Origin of the sequence: Marivita sp. (assembly GCF_022763305.1) — a bacterium.
In the GTDB taxonomy this organism is placed as follows: domain Bacteria; phylum Pseudomonadota; class Alphaproteobacteria; order Rhodobacterales; family Rhodobacteraceae; genus Marivita.
On record NZ_JALEGT010000121.1, the window covers coordinates 174032 to 189399 of the forward strand.

General features: G+C 59.1%; 20 protein-coding genes and 1 pseudogene. 9 read left to right on the forward strand and 12 right to left on the reverse strand.

From position 1 onward, the window contains the following. Positions 1 to 463 precede the first annotated feature (463 nt). The 3 genes from rpsT to mutM form a co-directional block, all read right to left on the reverse strand. The gene (gene rpsT / locus MRY75_RS21860) at positions 464 to 727 is read right to left on the reverse strand and encodes a 30S ribosomal protein S20 (RefSeq protein ID WP_292310205.1); all 264 of its coding nucleotides are present in this window, start codon (positions 725 to 727) and stop codon (positions 464 to 466) included. A 156-nt stretch (positions 728 to 883) separates the two neighbouring features. Next, a complete protein-coding gene (locus MRY75_RS21865) occupies positions 884 to 1660 on the reverse strand; it encodes an enoyl-CoA hydratase (RefSeq protein WP_292310207.1) in 777 nt (258 codons plus the stop codon). Between the two features lie 65 nt (positions 1661 to 1725). Continuing rightward, positions 1726 to 2577 (reverse strand): bifunctional DNA-formamidopyrimidine glycosylase/DNA-(apurinic or apyrimidinic site) lyase, encoded by an 852-nt coding sequence (mutM, locus tag MRY75_RS21870; protein ID WP_292310209.1) that lies wholly within the window; start codon positions 2575 to 2577, stop codon positions 1726 to 1728. 85 nt (positions 2578 to 2662) lie between these two features. Here mutM and ubiE point away from each other — a divergent pair, with 85 nt between their 5' ends. From ubiE to MRY75_RS21905, 7 genes and pseudogenes are all read left to right on the forward strand, one after another. Further along, the gene (gene ubiE / locus MRY75_RS21875) at positions 2663 to 3415 is read left to right on the forward strand and encodes a bifunctional demethylmenaquinone methyltransferase/2-methoxy-6-polyprenyl-1,4-benzoquinol methylase UbiE (protein WP_292310211.1); all 753 of its coding nucleotides are present in this window, start codon (positions 2663 to 2665) and stop codon (positions 3413 to 3415) included. A 1-nt stretch (position 3416) separates the two neighbouring features. After that, entirely contained in the window at positions 3417 to 4949 is a 1533-nt protein-coding gene (ubiB, locus tag MRY75_RS21880; protein WP_292310213.1) for a 2-polyprenylphenol 6-hydroxylase, read from the forward strand. A 79-nt stretch (positions 4950 to 5028) separates the two neighbouring features. Beyond that, complete coding sequence (locus tag MRY75_RS21885) at positions 5029 to 5688, forward strand: transglycosylase SLT domain-containing protein (protein ID WP_292310215.1); 660 nt, start codon at positions 5029 to 5031, stop codon at positions 5686 to 5688. Beyond that, a pseudogene (gene flhA / locus MRY75_RS21890) lies at positions 5688 to 7771 on the forward strand (flagellar biosynthesis protein FlhA). Before MRY75_RS21885 ends, flhA begins: the two are co-directional and overlap by 1 nt. A gap of 2 nt (positions 7772 to 7773) precedes the next feature. Then, positions 7774 to 8541: a flagellar biosynthetic protein FliR gene (locus tag MRY75_RS21895; RefSeq protein WP_292310217.1), complete on the forward strand. Its 768-nt coding sequence runs from the start codon at positions 7774 to 7776 to the stop codon at positions 8539 to 8541. Continuing rightward, on the forward strand, positions 8487 to 9620 hold the full coding sequence (locus MRY75_RS21900; protein ID WP_292310220.1) for a flagellar biosynthesis protein FlhB: 1134 nt from the start codon (positions 8487 to 8489) through the stop codon (positions 9618 to 9620). The genes MRY75_RS21895 and MRY75_RS21900 overlap by 55 nt, the downstream gene beginning before the upstream one ends. Next, positions 9607 to 10029 (forward strand): hypothetical protein, encoded by a 423-nt coding sequence (locus MRY75_RS21905; protein ID WP_292310222.1) that lies wholly within the window; start codon positions 9607 to 9609, stop codon positions 10027 to 10029. Before MRY75_RS21900 ends, MRY75_RS21905 begins: the two co-directional genes overlap by 14 nt. Here the strand turns inward: MRY75_RS21905 and MRY75_RS21910 are convergent. Genes MRY75_RS21910 through MRY75_RS21950 form a run of 9 tightly spaced genes read right to left on the reverse strand, consistent with a single transcriptional unit; the run spans position 10026 to position 14578 of the window. Beyond that, positions 10026 to 10514, reverse strand: coding sequence for a flagellar basal body-associated FliL family protein (locus MRY75_RS21910; protein WP_292310223.1), 489 nt, complete (start codon positions 10512 to 10514; stop codon positions 10026 to 10028). The genes MRY75_RS21905 and MRY75_RS21910 overlap by 4 nt on opposite strands. 32 nt (positions 10515 to 10546) lie before the next feature. Further along, positions 10547 to 11278 (reverse strand): flagellar basal body L-ring protein FlgH, encoded by a 732-nt coding sequence (gene flgH, locus MRY75_RS21915; RefSeq protein WP_292310225.1) that lies wholly within the window; start codon positions 11276 to 11278, stop codon positions 10547 to 10549. A gap of 1 nt (position 11279) precedes the next feature. Then, positions 11280 to 11699 (reverse strand): flagellar basal body P-ring formation chaperone FlgA, encoded by a 420-nt coding sequence (gene flgA / locus MRY75_RS21920; protein WP_292310227.1) that lies wholly within the window; start codon positions 11697 to 11699, stop codon positions 11280 to 11282. Beyond that, positions 11699 to 12484, reverse strand: a complete 786-nt coding sequence (gene flgG / locus MRY75_RS21925) for a flagellar basal-body rod protein FlgG (RefSeq protein WP_292310229.1) — start codon at positions 12482 to 12484, stop codon at positions 11699 to 11701. The genes flgA and flgG overlap by 1 nt, the downstream gene beginning before the upstream one ends. Positions 12485 to 12494: 10 nt before the next feature. Beyond that, the gene (locus tag MRY75_RS21930; RefSeq protein WP_292310231.1) at positions 12495 to 13208 is read right to left on the reverse strand and encodes a flagellar hook-basal body complex protein; all 714 of its coding nucleotides are present in this window, start codon (positions 13206 to 13208) and stop codon (positions 12495 to 12497) included. A 1-nt stretch (position 13209) separates the two neighbouring features. Further along, positions 13210 to 13479, reverse strand: coding sequence for a flagellar biosynthetic protein FliQ (locus MRY75_RS21935; RefSeq protein WP_292310253.1), 270 nt, complete (start codon positions 13477 to 13479; stop codon positions 13210 to 13212). Between the two features lie 5 nt (positions 13480 to 13484). Further along, positions 13485 to 13772, reverse strand: coding sequence for a flagellar hook-basal body complex protein FliE (gene fliE, locus MRY75_RS21940; RefSeq protein ID WP_292310233.1), 288 nt, complete (start codon positions 13770 to 13772; stop codon positions 13485 to 13487). A gap of 23 nt (positions 13773 to 13795) precedes the next feature. Then, complete coding sequence (gene flgC / locus MRY75_RS21945) at positions 13796 to 14185, reverse strand: flagellar basal body rod protein FlgC (protein WP_292310235.1); 390 nt, start codon at positions 14183 to 14185, stop codon at positions 13796 to 13798. A 9-nt stretch (positions 14186 to 14194) separates the two neighbouring features. After that, positions 14195 to 14578 carry a FlgB family protein gene (locus MRY75_RS21950; RefSeq protein WP_292310237.1) on the reverse strand — a complete coding sequence of 128 codons (384 nt, stop codon included), beginning with the start codon at positions 14576 to 14578 and terminating at the stop codon, positions 14195 to 14197. Positions 14579 to 14749: 171 nt separating this feature from the next. On the opposite strand from MRY75_RS21950, the gene MRY75_RS21995 reads away from it, so the two are divergent. Beyond that, positions 14750 to 14875, forward strand: coding sequence for a hypothetical protein (locus tag MRY75_RS21995; protein WP_366934967.1), 126 nt, complete (start codon positions 14750 to 14752; stop codon positions 14873 to 14875). 206 nt (positions 14876 to 15081) lie between these two features. Next, a complete protein-coding gene (locus MRY75_RS22000) occupies positions 15082 to 15297 on the forward strand; it encodes a hypothetical protein (RefSeq protein WP_366934969.1) in 216 nt (71 codons plus the stop codon). The last annotated feature ends 71 nt before the right edge of the window (positions 15298 to 15368 follow it).

Consider the following 15368-nt stretch of genomic DNA (forward strand, 5'->3'; position numbering starts at 1 on the left):
CCCTGTTCCATTATACTCTTGTGCACCACACACGGTCCCCAACCAGGAAGTCATTTTCATGGCTTCCACGAGTCACATTTGGGAAGAGGCATTGGTGGCTATCCCGGTGCGAACCGAGTAACCCAATGAGCGTCAGCAACACCTGGCAAACGGAGTTCGCTTCAGCTCTTGCATCAATTTGGACGAGGCGGTTGATCTTGTATCAATTATGCCTCCAGACCAAAATCGAGACATTCCTTGGTCCCGACTCTGAACTGGAGGAGCCTGTCCCCCCAGCGAGTGACTCGCCTGACCGATTTACATGGCCAGCGAAGGGCGCATCAACTGAACTTCGTTATTGACTCTAACAATCTCGGAAAAGAATCTCTGACCGGTGCAAAGCTGCGCAAGCGCCATGAAAAAACGCCGCTTCGGGTGAAGCGGCGTCTTGATTTGAAGATCGGGATTGGCTTACCGACGATTCTCAGGCCAACGCCTTCACGCGTGCTGACAGGCGGGAGATCTTGCGCGATGCGGTGTTCTTGTGGAACACGCCTTTCGTGACCCCGCGCATCAGTTCAGGCTGTGCGGCGCGCAGGGCAGCGGCTGCTGCTTCCTTGTCGCCGGAAGCGATTGCTTCTTCGACTTTGCGGAGGAATGTACGGATGCGCGAGCGACGCGCCTTGTTGACGGCAAAGCGCTTTTCGTTCTGCTTCGCGCGCTTCTTGGCCTGGGGCGAATTTGCCATGTGATCTATCCTGGTTCGTTTGGTTCAAATCGGGTTGCATATGAAAGCACGCCCGGACCAATCGACCGGATCGAATCTTGCCAGAGCGGGCATCACACACATGTGCCAGGGCGTATAGCCCCAGACGCCGCTCAAGAAAAGTCCTCTTTTTTGCGCCTATCGGTCGCGGAACTGCGCCGTGCGTTTTTCAAGGAAGGCCGCCATCCCTTCCTTCTGGTCTTCTGTGGCGAACAGAGAATGGAACAGACGCCGTTCCACCAGAAGACCTTCGCTCAGCGTTGTCTCGTAGGCGCGGTTCACGGCTTCTTTCACGGCGAAGGTGGCCAGCATGGACTTCTCGGCGATCTTGGCAGCCGCAGACTGGGCTTCTTCCATGAGGGATTTCGCAGGAACCACGCGGCTGACCAGCCCGGCGCGTTCCGCTTCTTCGGCATCCATGAAACGGCCGGTGAGGTGCATGTCCATGGATTTCGATTTGCCGACAAACCGTGTCAGGCGCTGCGTTCCACCGATCCCGGCCACGACACCAAGGTTGATCTCGGGCTGGCCGAACTTGGCCGTATCCGCCGCGATGATGAAGTCGCACATCATGGCAAGCTCGCACCCGCCCCCAAGAGCATATCCCGACACAGCTGCGATGATCGGCTTGCGCACGCGGCAAACGGCCTGCGATTCTGAACCGAAGAAATCGGACAGGAACATCTCGACAAACGTCTTTTCAGACATCTCCTTGATATCGGCGCCAGCTGCGAAAGCTTTGGGCGACCCCGTCAGGATGATGCACCGCACCTTTTCATTGCCATCTGCGTCTTCCAGTGCGCTTGCCAATTCCGACAGCAACTGGCTGTTGAGCGCATTGAGCGCGTCGGGCCGGTTGAGCTTGATGGTGGCAACGTGATCTTCGATTTCGACGATGATCGTCTCATAAGCCATGAGAAAGGGCTCCGTTCGGTGATCTCAGGGATGCAGCCTTACGCATCTGATCCGCACCGTTCAAGCTATCTTTGACAGGTCGGACAATAGAAGGTCGAGCGTCCGGACTGCACAATCCGGCGGATCGAGGACCCGCAACCTTCATTGCGACAGGGCGCGCCTTCGCGTCCGTAGACGTCAAAGCTGTGCTGAAAATATCCAAGCTCCCCATCGGCTTGGCGAAAATCCCGCAAGGAGGATCCGCCCGCTTCGATCGCATCTGTCAGCACCTCCCGGATGACCGGAACCAACCGGGAAACGCGGTCCTTAGACACGCGTCGCGCAGAGCGCGTGGGATGAATTTTTGCCCGGAACAGCGCCTCGCAGACATATATGTTGCCAAGTCCCGCGACCGTTTTCTGATCCAGCAACGCGGATTTCATTGGCGTGTTGCGGTGCGCCAGCGCCTCGACAAGATAGTCTTCGTCAAAGCTGTTGCCCAAAGGCTCAGGCCCGATCAAGGCAAGAAGCGGATGCGATTCGCCCTGATCCGTTGCAAAGAGATCCATCGCGCCAAAGCGGCGGGGATCGTTGAATGTGATGCGTGCCCCGTTTTCCATTTCAAGAATGACATGGTCATGTTTCTCGGGGGCGGGATGGTCGTGTACGAACTGACCCAGAGGATCTCCGGACACCAGCATCCGCCCGGACATCCCCAGATGGATCAGGGCCGTTTCGGCACTGTCGAGGTCGGCGAGGATGTATTTCGACCGACGCCGTAGCCTCAGAACGCGTTTGCCGGTCAGGCGGTCTGCCATGTTGGGCGGAAATGGCCAACGCAGATCCGGGCGGTTGACCACCGCTTTCGCGATCACGACCCCCTCCATTGCGGGGGCGAGCCCGCGTCGTACCGTCTCAACCTCGGGCAATTCGGGCATTCGCGCTATCCTGTCTCGTGTCGTCGCATTGTATCGCCGGGTGGGCGCTCTATAAGAAAGTCTGGTACGGGAAACGACAAGGCTTATGGCAGACGAAAATCAATCCACCACCCATTTCGGATTTCAGGATGTACCTGAACACGAAAAGGCGGGTCGCGTGCAGGGTGTCTTCAGCTCTGTCGCGTCGAAATACGATGTGATGAACGATGCCATGTCGTTCGGGATTCACCGCATCTGGAAAGATGCGATGATGGACTGGCTGGCCCCGCGAGCAGGGCAGAAACTGCTCGATGTGGCTGGTGGAACCGGCGACATTTCCTTCCGCTTCCTCAAACGGGCCGGTCATGGGCATGCAACGGTGCTTGACCTGACGGAGCCCATGCTGATCGAGGGCCGCAAACGCGCCGAAGCCAATGCAATGAGCGACAGCCTCGACTGGGTGGTCGGTGATGCGATGCATCTGCCCTTCGAAAGCAACACGTTCGACGTCTACACGATCTCCTTCGGCATCCGGAACGTGACCCGCCCGCAAGAAGCACTGAACGAGGCGTTCCGCGTCCTGCGTCCCGGTGGACGGCTGATGGTGCTCGAATTCAGCCAGATCCCCATCGAGCTGATGCAGAAGGTATACGACCTCTACTCCTTCAACATCATCCCGCGCATGGGTCAGGTGATCGCGAATGACCGCGACAGCTATCAATACCTCGTCGAATCGATCCGCAAATTCCCGGATCAGGACACGTTCCTCGGCATGGTTCGGCAGGCCGGATTCGAGAATGCCAAGTACCGCAACCTGAGCATGGGCATTGCCTGCCTCCATTCGGGCTGGAAAATCTGACGTGAGAGGCCCGCACAACATCCTGCGCCTGATCCGTACGGGCGCGACGCTGGAGCGTACGGGTGCCATGGGTGTCGTTCTTGATGCCTTCGATGCACCGAAACCGCTGCGGGTCGCCGCACGTCTTCTTGGCTGGCCATTCAAATGGTTGGGCTATTCCGGCGATCCGGCCATGCCACCGGCCCCCCGCGCCCTGACAGCTTTGGGTCCGGCCTATATCAAGTTCGGCCAGGTGCTCAGCACCCGACCGGATGTCGTGGGCGACGAGATGGCCAAGCAGTTGCGCGTGCTTCAGGACAAGCTGCCACCCTTCTCGGTGGCCGAAGCCAAGAAGATGGTCGAGGCGGAACTGGGCGTTTCCGTCGACACTCTCTTTTCCGAGTTCAGCGAACCGGTCGCCGCCGCCTCGATTGCTCAGGTGCACAAGGCCAAGCTGGTCCAGACCGGCGAAACCGTGGCAGTCAAGGTTTTGCGCCCGAACGTTGAACGCGACTTCCGCAAGGACATCGACGCTTTCTACTTCGCCGCCAGCCTGATCGAACTTCTGTCGCCATCCTCACGGCGATTGCGGCCGATGGATGTCATCACCCATTTCGAAGGCGTCGTGATGGGCGAACTCGACCTCAGGCTTGAATCTGCGGCGGCGTCGGAATTCGCAGCGAACACAGAGCATGATGAGGGCTTCCAGCTTCCCGAGGTCAAATGGGACCTGTCCAGCAGGCGGGTGATGACCCTTGGTTGGGCCGAGGGGTTGCCGCTGGGGGACAACGACGCACTGGACGCGGCAGGGCACGACCGGGTCGCCCTGAGCGAACGGGTCCTGCAACTCTTTCTGCAGCACGCCCTGCGTGACGGGTATTTCCACGCTGACATGCACCAGGGCAACCTCAAGGTGGCCCCGAATGGAGACATCATCGCGCTCGATTTCGGGATCATGGGCCACATCGACGAATACACCCGCCGCGTCTATGCCGAGATCCTCTACGGCTTCATCCGGCGCGACTACAAACGCGTGGCCGAGGTGCATTTCGAAGCGGGTTATGTGCCCAACGACCGCGATGTGGACGAATTCGCAAGGGCGCTGCGGGCCGTCGGTGAACCGATCTTCGGAATGGACGCCACACGGATTTCGATGGGTCGCCTGCTGAGCTACCTGTTCGAAGTGACCGAACGGTTCGGGATGGAGACCCGTACGGAACTGATCCTGCTCCAACGCACCATGGTTGTGGTCGAAGGCGTTGCGCGGTCGCTGGATCCGAAGATGAACATCTGGCACGTCGCCAAGCCCATCGTCGAGGATTACATCAAGACCAGCATCGGACCCCGCGCCTTTGCCAAGGACCTCGGAAAGACGGCGCTGGTTCTGGCCCGGTTCGGCCCACGTCTGCCGGGGTTGATGGAACAGGCGCTCATCGCACAGGCCCAAGGCACACCGGAACCCAAGACAGGCAAGCTCCGCAGCGCGCTCGTCTGGGGCAGCACTGGGGCGGTGATCGGCGGCAGCCTTGTCGCACTGGTCGAAGCTCTTTTGTGATCGTCGACGATCAGGCGTAACCAAATCCTAACCATCTGAGGCTTACGTTCTCCCATCCGCAGAATGCGAGGGGCGTGGCGTGCAGGGAATTTGGTCGGGATCGGCATGGGCTGCCTTGGTGTTGGTTTGTGGTGCTTCGTCAAGCGCGGCAAGCATCTGCGAAAGCGCTGCGCAACAGGCCTCGGCCGAAACCGGCGTGCCGTTGGACGTGATGCGCACGATCACGCGGCTGGAAACCGGTCGTGGCAAGGGGGCGGACCCATGGCCCTGGACTGTGAACCATGCAGGCAACGGTTCCTGGTTTCAGACCGAAGATGATGCACGATCCTTCGTGTTCTCTCAGGTCAAACGCGGCGAATCGAATCTCGATATCGGCTGTTTCCAGATCAACTACCGTTGGCATGCCGACGGGTTCCGATCGCTCGACGACATGTTCAACCCGACGCTAAACGCGCTCTATGCGGCCCGGTTTCTCAGCCAGCTCTACCATGAGTTCGGCAACTGGACCGATGCTGCTGGTGCGTATCACAGCCGGACGCCTCAATTCGCCGAATTGTACAAGTCGAAGTTCAGCCGCTTGCGATCCAGCGTCGCTCTGCTTGAGCCTGTTGCCCCAGCGGAGGCAATCCACAGCGACATACCACTTTGGGGACGCTCCGGCGCCGCACGCGCGGGATCGCTGTTCCTGTCAGACGCGGCTCAGGCGCAGCCGTTCATTCTCCTTCAAGGGACCAACTGATGGGTGGCGTCGGCAGCCTTTTTGCCAAGCCGACCGTGGCGCTCGCGGTTGCACTGATGGCAATCATCGTGATGATGATCCTGCCGGTTCCGGCTTTTGTGCTGGACATCGGTCTTGCGCTGTCCTTCGCGCTCGCGATTCTGATCTTCACGGTTACGCTTTTTGTTGAAAAACCGCTGGATTTTTCTGCCTTCCCGACGATCTTGCTGGCCTCGCTGATGCTGCGCCTGTCGCTGAACATCAGCTCGACAAAGCTGATCATCGGCGAAGGGCATACGGGAACGGATGCCGCTGGCAATGTGATCCAGGGCTTTGCCGATTTCATCATGGATGGCAGCGTCTTTCTGGGCATCGTGGTGTTCTGCGTTCTGCTGATCGTGAACTTCATGGTCATCACCAAAGGGGCGGCCCGAATGGCAGAAGTGGGCGCGCGCTTTGCCCTCGACGGGATGCCGGGCAAGCAGCTGGCCATCGACAGCGACATGGCCGCCGGCGCCATCACCCATGCAGAAGCGCGCGCGCGCGCCGTGAACGCGAACTCCAGGAAACCACGTTCTTTGGGTCGCTGGACGGTGCTTCAAAATTCGTGAAGGGCGATGCGGTTGCGGGTCTTCTGATCACGCTGCTCAACATTATCGTCGGGCTCATCATGGGAACTGTCGTCCACGGCATGCCCATCGGGGCCGCCTTCGAAACCTATGCCATTCTGACAGTGGGCGATGGTCTCGTCACACAGATTCCAGCCGTGATCATCTCGATTGCCGCAGCGCTGCTTCTCGCCCGTGGCGGTGCAATCGGTGCGACTGATCTGGCAATTTCGACACAGCTCGGTCGGCATCCGGCGGCGCTGGCCACCGTTGGCGTGTTGATGGTGCTTTTCGCACTGGTTCCGGGTTTGCCCGTCGTGCCCTTCCTCACTGGCGGACTCATCCTCGGAGGGCTGGCCTTCTGGCTGCATCGCCAGGACAGAACCGACCAGACCGAGACTCAGGAAGAGAGCACATCGCCGATCCGCCGGGAACGCCCGATCGGTGATGTGCTGGATCTTGATGACATCCATGTGGAATTTGCGCCTGATCTGGTGGACATGGTTCTTGATCCGGCCAGCGGACTCGACTCCCGGATCACGAACATGCGCACCCATATCGCCAAGACATTCGGGACGATCATGCCCGAGGTCCGACTGACCGATGACGCGATGCTCCGGGACGGCACCTATGTGCTGCGCGTACACGGGGTCGAGGTCGCGCGCGGCGTCCTGCATCCGGACCTGATGCTTGCCCTGATCCCCGACGACACCGTCGCGCTTCCCAGCGGGCGCGATGTGGCGGAACCTGTCTATGGTGCGCCGGCCCGCTGGATTCAGCATGTAGAACGCGAAGAGGCGCAGTTGAACGGATTGACCGTGGTGTCGCCGAGCGAGGTTCTGGCCACGCATTTGCTCGAGGTGATCAAGCGCAACCTCGGACGGTTGCTGACGATGAAATCCCTCAAGCGGATCCTCGACGAACTCGGAGCGCTGTCGAATCCGGGACGTGCCGAAGCAAACCGCGCCCTGATCGACCAGGTCATTCCGGACAAGGTGCCGCTCGACACGCTACTGCAGGTGCTCAAGCTATTGCTCGAGGAACAGGTCTCGATCCGCAATCTGCAGCTCATCCTCGAGGCGATTTCAGAAACACGTGGTCACGGCTACACTGCCGAAGCGATATGCGAGCATGTTCGCCAGCGCCTCGGATTTCAGCTCGTCGCGTCCATGCGCCGTGAGGACGGAACGATCCCGCTCGTTCATCTGGCGTCGGACTGGGAAAAGAGATTTGCCGAATGCGAAGTGGCAAATGACCGGGGCGCACCCGACATCGCGTTGCCCCCGCAGGATTTTGAAACACTGTCGCGGCGCATTGCTGATGAGCTGGCCCGCGTCGGCAAGAAGGGAATCTTTCCGGCGCTTGTCGCATCAGGCCGCCGCCGCCGCTTCTTGCGCAGTGTCCTGACCGCAAAGGGAATCAGCAATCCCGTCATGGCCTTCGAGGAAATCGGCCTCGATGCAAAACCGGCGCTTGTCGGAACGGTTGCGGTCTGACCATGGCCGACGGGTTCCTCGCCGAAATGACCGCGCAGTTCTGGCTCGTTGGTGCAGTGTTCCTGCGTCTGGGCCCGGCCTTTTTCCTCGCGCCGGGGTATGGTGAGCGCTACGTGTCTGTCCGCCTCCGTCTTTCGACGGCCGGACTTTTTTCTGTTGCCGTGGCACCTGTCTTGGCACCCTATCTTCCGGCCTCTGCGCCCGCCGGCGCCGAGCTTCTGGTTTTTCTGTTCAAGGAAACCACAATCGGGTTCTTCATAGGCCTGATGTCACGCGGAATGATCTACCTGCTGGAAATGGCAGGAACGGTGATCAGCCAGTCGATATCGCTCGCACAAATGCTGGGCAATGCCACCGAACCGATGCCCGTCATCAGCCATCTGCTCACCACCACAGGGATCGCCATCCTCTTCTCTGTGTCCTTGGCAGACCAGATGCTCTACATGTTCGTTCTCGGCTACACTCTCGACATGGCTGGGATAGCAGGGCTTCCAGGCTATCTCGCCTCGCGGGCGCGTTCCCTCTTGAATGAGGTGTTCAATCAAGCGGTCGTGCTGTCGTCCGCGTTCCTGGCCCTGATGTTTGTCTATTACCTGTGTATCGGCTTCATCAACAAGGCGATGCCGCAATTCATGGTGTCCTTCATCGGAATTCCCTTTGTTGCCCTCTTCTCGATCCATTTCCTTTATCTTCACCATGAACTCCTTCTGGACGTTTGGCAGCAGAAAAGCCTGATGATCCTCATGTTACCCTACGGACCCGACCCTTGAGCGGGACGGATGAAGACCAACAGGACAAACCCTTCGAAGCGTCCCCCCGCAAGCTTGAGGACGCGCGCAAGAAAGGTGAGATCGTCCGCTCGCAGGATGTCGTTAACCTTGCGGTTCTGGTCGTGATGGTTTTCGCCATCGGGCGTCTTTTCTCTACAACCATGATGGACATGGTCCACGATGTGGCTGTCTTTGTTGCAAGATCCATTAACGGACATATCACGCTCGCTGGGCCCAATGTTTTCGGGGTCATCATGCGATGGCTTCTGCCATTGTTTCTGTTTCTGTTCGCAACGCCGTTCGTGATCGTTGTGGCGGGTTTGGTGATGACGCGGCAGATGCTCTTCACCGCGGACAAAGCAAAACCAAGATTCGACCGACTGTCGCTGGTCGCCAACGCAAAAAAGAAATTCGGCGCGGCGGGCTTGTTTGAATTCTTCAAGAATTTCATGAAATTCACAGTACTTGCCGCGCTGATGGCTGTCTTTGCCTCGAACGGGTTCGATCTATTTCAGATATCGGTACTTCAGGGCGATCACGCGGCGTTGGCCAGTATCTACCGGGTCGCTTTTCTATGGTTGTGGTGCATGGTCGGGATTTATCTCGTCTTTGCCGGTGTCGATCTCCTTTGGCAGATTCGAGATCATGCCAGACGCAACAGGATGTCCCATAAGGAATTGAAGGACGAGCACAAGTCCGAGGAAGGCGACGAGACGATCCGACAGCAAAGGCGTGCCAAAGCCGAGGAGATCGCAACCAATCGAATGTTGCTGGATTTGCCGAAGTCGACCGTCGTGATCACAAATCCAACCCATTATGCCGTGGCGCTTCAATGGGGTGGCGAGGCAGATACCGTGCCGAAATGCGTAGCGCGCGGCACGGACGAGACCGCACGCCGCATTCGCGAGATCGCGATCCAGTCGGGCGTTCCGCTGTATCGTGATCCGCCCACGGCCCGCGCGCTATACGCCAATGTCAAACTGGGTATGCCGATCGAGACGACGCATTACCGCGCTGTCGCAGCGGCCGTCGGATATGCACGGCGGATCGAACGGATGGCGCGTCGTGACAGAACCTGACGCGATGCATCAGGTACTGACTGTTCTGGATGCCCGGATCCGGGTTCTGGAGGTGCGTCTCGCGCATGAGATGCGGCTGAAAGACGACCTGCGGGCGCAGCAGGTAGCGATCCATGTGCAGGAAGAAGAGCTGATCGCGTCCCTTCAGGAACGGTCTGCAGCCGCACCGGCGTCCTTTCGCCAAGGTGAAATGCGATTGCAGAAACTGGTGATGGATCAAAGAGCGTTGCAGCCGGTCCTTGCGAGGGCGGCCATTCAGCGTGCAGATCTGCAAGAACAGCTCAGACAGGCTTTGCGCCAAAGGCTGGGCGTGACGCACCATTTGGCGCGTCAGCCCGTGCCAGATCGCTCGGACGAGGCAGAAACACTTGCGCTCCGACTGCTCTTCGAGAAGCGGAAGACGCGCTAGAAGGTATCCTGACGGGCCATGTCGGTAATCAGAACATTGACGTTCCGTGTTCCCAATACCTGTCGCGACCGCTCGGTCAGTGCCCGCTTCACAAGTTCGATCGTCTGGCGGGAAATCAGCTCATCCTTGAAGCCGCCGAGTGCGGCGAGGCCGAACAACTCTGTCAGGTATTCGTCGCGGAGTTTGGGTTCCATCGCGCGCACCGCGTCGCCAGCTCCTGTCTCGACCTCGAGTGCCACAGTCAGGATGACCATCGCGCGTACACGATTGTCGAGGATCACCGGAATGACGAATTGACTGGGCAATTTGACGATTTCTAGGTTTCCCGGTGTGGGCTCCTCTGTGTTCTCGGCATCTGCTTCGCTCGCGACGGCAGGAGTCGGCTCGCCCTCGGCCGTGTGTTCTTTGGTGTCCCCGGATGGAGCCAGAACGAGTGCAGCCGTGCCGCCTGAGGCGAGGCCAAGAACGAGGGCGATAAGGGGCATGAGTTTCCTGAGCATGACGAACCCGCTATCGATCAAAAGGGGAGGAGGACATCCAGCACCTGCTGGCCGATCCTCGGTTGTTGCACATCGCTGATTTGTCCGCGCCCACCGTAGGAAATGCGCGCCGAGGCCATTTTGTCATAGGTGATCTCGTTCTGGCGTGTGATGTCCGCGCGTCGGACAAAGCCGGACACAAATAACTCGCGAAGTTCGAAATTCACTCGGACCTCCTGTGCTCCTTCGATCCGCAGAACATTGTTCGGCAAAACGTCGACGACGGTGGCGGCAATGCGCAAGGTCAGTTTCTCGTTTCGGCGCACGGAGCCATTTCCTTGGCTTGTGCTTGAGGAATCGAGGTCAACCGCCGTGTCGAGGCTTGCGCCATCCGGCAACCCCTTGTTCTGGCGTTGGGGAAGACCCCAAAGATGAGGAATGCCGAGACTTTCAGCCGAGGATCGTGATCGCGAACTGGTGTTTGAGATCTCGGCTTCGTCGTCGATTTCGACCATGACGGTCAGGATGTCGCCCTTCGTATAGGCACGGCGATCACCGAACAGGGACGTTTCATCTCCGCTCCAGAGGGAGGCCTGCCGATAGCCCGAGATGTCGGGCGTTTTGACTGGCAAGCCGGCAAAGACCATGGCTTGACGTTCCACGCTTTCGCTTTGCGGTGACAATGCCGGGGGTTGACCGACATGATCCAGCCGCTCGCAGCTGGCCAGCGCGACAAGAAGGATAAATCCGATCAGGATACTGCGCAGCATGTCAGGGCAGAACCTTCAATGTACCACCCTCGAGCACCTCGGCCCGGATGGTGTTGCGGGAGGTCAGGTTCATGGCGCGGATTACATCGCCGACGGCTCCGCGTTCCAGAGCACGCGCTTCGGTCGCAATGGTCAAACCGTTCAGGCTAAAGGTTGCAGGAACGATCTGGTTCCGTTCGATCTCGGCCGCCCGCGTCAGATTCTCGGCCATGATCGGGTGCCCGGCATAGACTGCGCGCCGGACTTCGGCGCCGATCACCTCGTCCAGGTGTTGCATGGCTCCGGGCGTATTGACCGTGTCGAGATAGACCATTCCTCCAGCGATCACGTCACGGGGGCGCAGCGTGATTTTGGCAAAGACAGTCTCGGCCAGGACCGGGGTTCCTTGTGCCACAAGGCAAAGTGCGATGAGACCCCGCATCACCGCACCTGCGTTGTTGCGCCAAGCATCTGGTCAACCGCCGAGATGACTTTGGCATTGAGCTCGTAGCCGCGTTGGGCCTCGATCAGTTCGGTCAATTCGCGGACCGGATCAACCGAGCTGTCTTCGAGATAGCCCTGTCTCAGAGTTCCAAGACCGTCTTCGCCCGGTGTGGCAACAAGTGGGCCGCCTGATGCTTCGGTCTCGGCAAAGAGGTTTCCGCCCAGCGCTTCCAGTCCCTTTGCATTTGCGAAGCCGACAAGACCCAGCTGACCGAGAAGCTGAGGTTCTGCCGTTTCGGCGAAATAGGCATAGACCTCGCCCTCGGGGTTGATCGAAATGCTGCGGGCGTCCTGTGGAATGACGATCTCTGGCGCCACGGGAAACCCTTCGGACGTAACGATGAGCCCCTCGGCATTGCGCTTGAGTGATCCGTCCCGGGTGTAAGCCGCCTGCCCCGAGGGCAGCGCGACTTCGAGATATCCGTTTCCGTCGATCGCCAGATCGAGATCGGAATTTGTCTGGCTGAGCGACCCTTGGGCGAGATGAACCGACACAGCCGCCGGACGCACGCCCAGACCCACCTGAACGCCGGTGGGCAGAACAGTTCCGTCGGCGGCGTTGACTGTGCCGGCACGGGCGACCTGCTGATAATGCAGGTCCGAGAATTCGGCACGACGGGCATTGTAGCCGGTGGTGTTCATGTTCGACAGGTTGTTCGAGATGATCTCGACCCGCATTTGCTGAGCGGTCATCCCCGTGGCCGCAATCTTGAGCGCGCGCATGGTATATCCTTTACTTGATGAGTGTCTGAAGGGCGGTCTTTGCTCGTTCGTCGTCCATATCCAGAAGCTTCTGTCCCATTTCGTAGGCGCGCTGGACTTCGATCATCCGCGTCAATTGCGAGATTGCATCGACATTCGATCCTTCGAGATGGCCCTGCAGGACAAGACCGTTTTCAGTCGGCAAAAGGGCCGCATCGGTTTCGAACAGCACACCCGTTTCGCGCCGCAGATCGGCGCCGGCCTCGGGTTCGACAATTCCAATCTGACCCAAAAGCTGGTCGCCGAGGCTGATCGTGCCATCGGCGGCAACCGTGACGTCCGTATCGCCGGGCGGAACCGTGATCGGTGCACCGCCGACGTCCAGAACGCGATGTCCATCTGAGGTCACGATATCTCCTACGGCATTCACATTGAACGCGCCGGCACGCGTCAGGCGCAGCCCATTCGGGGTCTCGATCTGAAAGTATCCAGAGCCTTCGATGGCCAGATCCAGGGGGTTGCCTGTCTGTGTCAGAACACCCTGCGACCCCGAGGTCGTCTTGACCCGCGCGGCCGCCATCGAAAGGCTGTCACCGTATTCGACAGCCTGGATAAATTCCGAAAAGACCAGTCCCTGCTGCCGGAATCCGGTTGTGGCGGCGTTGGCGATATTATGGGCGATGATTTCCATTTCGCGCATCAAACCGGACTGGCGCGTCAGTGAGACATATCCCGAGGTTTCCATGTCAGCCTCCTGCAATCGAGGGAATGATGATGGTCTGAAAAAAGTCGATCAGGCTTTGCGTCATGAAGTTCATGGACGCCCAGAAAACTGCCAGCATGGCGACCATTTTGGGCACGAAGGTCAGCGTCATTTCCTGGATCGACGTGAGCGCCTGAAACAGTCCGATGGACACGCCCGCGACCAATGCCGCCACGAGCACGGGTGCCGAGATCAGGACCGCGATGCGCAAGGCTTCCCGCAGGACATCGTAGATATATCCCTCACTCAGCACCGGGATCACACCGGCATGCGCAGGATTTCCTGGTACGCCTCGACAACCCGGTTGCGCACCGTGACAGCGGTTTCGACTGCCAATTGCGATTGGGCGAGGGCTTCGACCAGGGCATGTGGATCGGCATCGCCGTACATCGATCCCATCGCCGTGGTTTCACCTGCGGCGAGTGTCTGTGCAAAATCCTCCGTGATACGCGCAAAGCTTGCGGCAACGGCAGCTCGGGGATCGGGTTCTGTGGCGGATTTCAGCGCGCTGTATTGCTGTGTGGCAAAGAGGGTCTTCACGTCCATCGGGTTCTCCATTCTGGAAAGGGTTATTTGCGCAGGAGGTCCATCAAACCCGACGACATCTGGCGGGCTTGGTCGAACATCTTGAGGTTCGCTTCGTAGCTGCGCTGCGCCTCGCGGGCGTCAGCGATCTCGACGATCAGATCGACATTCGATCCGGTATAGTGGCCGGTCTCGTCGGCCAGCGGATGTCCGGGATCGTAAATCCGTTCTCCGTCGCGACGGTCGAGCGACACCCGCTCCAGCGCGACGTTCGAAATCCCGGACAAGGCGTGTTCCTCAGAAAAGGCGATGGTTTTTCGGTGGTATCCCGGCGTATCAGTGTTCGCGACATTTTCGGCAACGATCCGCAGCCTGTGCGCCTGTGCCTTGAGGCCGCTGGCCGATACGCCTAGCGCGTTCGAAAAAGCAGACATTGCGCGCTCCTATTGCTTGCTGAGCGCGCTGCGCAGGATACCCAGCGAGGCGCGATATACCGCAAGCGCGCGATCATGCTGGCGCTTGGCATCGACGGAGTTCAGGATTTCGGTTTCCAGCACGACGCTGTTGCCGTTCGGATCGCTGGGTGCAAGCCGGTCCATGATCGAGGGGCCGACACTGTCGCGCATCGGAAGATGGTCAACCCGCGTTCGGCGCAAATCAAATCTGCCCCGTGTCTCTGGCACAAGGTCCGAAAAATCCTTGACCGCCCGGGCCTCATAGCCGGGCGTGTCGGCATTGGCGACATTCTGCGACGTCAACGCCTGCTTCAGACCCGCGTGACGGGCCATCGACATCGCAGTCTTGAACAGATCCAGGTTCTGGAACATGGCAGGGCTTCTCCCTCGTTTCGTTCAACGAAGGCTTAACCCTGATTCCTTTAGAAAGCGTTTTCAGCAGCACAAAGGAATGCAGGATGCAAAAACCCGTACTGGTCCAACTCGCAAGCCGGGTTGCGGACTTGTCGTCGGCACGCCCAGTGGGTCGCGTGGTCTCGACCGATGGACACACAGTTCAGGTTTCCGGTCTCGAAAGTGATGCGCGTCTGGGGGACCGGATTCGACTGGTTCGCGCCGATGGAGCCGGACTGCACGGTGATGTTCTGCGCCTGTCGCCCGATGGCGTGACGATGTTGCCGGATTCGCCGCCACGTCAGGTCGCCTTGGCCGATCGTGTCACGCTGTTGGGACCTGTGCGGATTTCCCCCGATGATGCCTGGGTCGGGCGTGTGATTGATCCTTACGGACAACCCCTTGATGGTCGCCCCATTCCCCAAGGGGTCGCGCGTTTGTCTCTGGACAACCCGCCGCCGCCGGCGGCGACACGACAGGCGATGGGACCTCGTCTCAGAACCGGATTTCATCTCTTCAATACGCTCTTGCCCATTGCGCAGGGCCAACGCGTTGGGATCTTTGCAGGGGCGGGCGTTGGGAAAACGACGCTGCTTGGCGATCTGGTGCGATCCATGGAGGCGGATTTGGTTGTGATTGCGCTCGTTGGTGAGCGCGGTCGTGAAATAAATCATTTTATACTCATGCGCCTGAATTGACCTGATGTCGTTTCAGACGATTTTGTATTTTTCTAGGGATACGACGCGGAAGTTGTCGGTTACGGTATCGC

Coding starts and splice junctions, on each gene's coding strand:
- rpsT (WP_292310205.1), bottom strand. CDS start 727: ATGGCAAATTCGCCCCAGGCCAAGAAGCGCGCGAAGCAGAACGAAAAG.
- MRY75_RS21865 (WP_292310207.1), bottom strand. CDS start 1,660: ATGGCTTATGAGACGATCATCGTCGAAATCGAAGATCACGTTGCCACC.
- mutM (WP_292310209.1), bottom strand. CDS start 2,577: ATGCCCGAATTGCCCGAGGTTGAGACGGTACGACGCGGGCTCGCCCCC.
- ubiE (WP_292310211.1), top strand. CDS start 2,663: ATGGCAGACGAAAATCAATCCACCACCCATTTCGGATTTCAGGATGTA.
- MRY75_RS21895 (WP_292310217.1), top strand. CDS start 7,774: ATGGCCGACGGGTTCCTCGCCGAAATGACCGCGCAGTTCTGGCTCGTT.
- MRY75_RS21910 (WP_292310223.1), bottom strand. CDS start 10,514: ATGCCCCTTATCGCCCTCGTTCTTGGCCTCGCCTCAGGCGGCACGGCT.
- flgH (WP_292310225.1), bottom strand. CDS start 11,278: ATGCTGCGCAGTATCCTGATCGGATTTATCCTTCTTGTCGCGCTGGCC.
- flgA (WP_292310227.1), bottom strand. CDS start 11,699: ATGCGGGGTCTCATCGCACTTTGCCTTGTGGCACAAGGAACCCCGGTC.
- flgG (WP_292310229.1), bottom strand. CDS start 12,484: ATGCGCGCGCTCAAGATTGCGGCCACGGGGATGACCGCTCAGCAAATG.
- MRY75_RS21930 (WP_292310231.1), bottom strand. CDS start 13,208: ATGGAAACCTCGGGATATGTCTCACTGACGCGCCAGTCCGGTTTGATG.
- fliE (WP_292310233.1), bottom strand. CDS start 13,772: ATGGACGTGAAGACCCTCTTTGCCACACAGCAATACAGCGCGCTGAAA.
- flgC (WP_292310235.1), bottom strand. CDS start 14,185: ATGTCTGCTTTTTCGAACGCGCTAGGCGTATCGGCCAGCGGCCTCAAG.
- MRY75_RS21950 (WP_292310237.1), bottom strand. CDS start 14,578: ATGTTCCAGAACCTGGATCTGTTCAAGACTGCGATGTCGATGGCCCGT.
- MRY75_RS21995 (WP_366934967.1), top strand. CDS start 14,750: ATGGACACACAGTTCAGGTTTCCGGTCTCGAAAGTGATGCGCGTCTGG.
- MRY75_RS22000 (WP_366934969.1), top strand. CDS start 15,082: ATGGGACCTCGTCTCAGAACCGGATTTCATCTCTTCAATACGCTCTTG.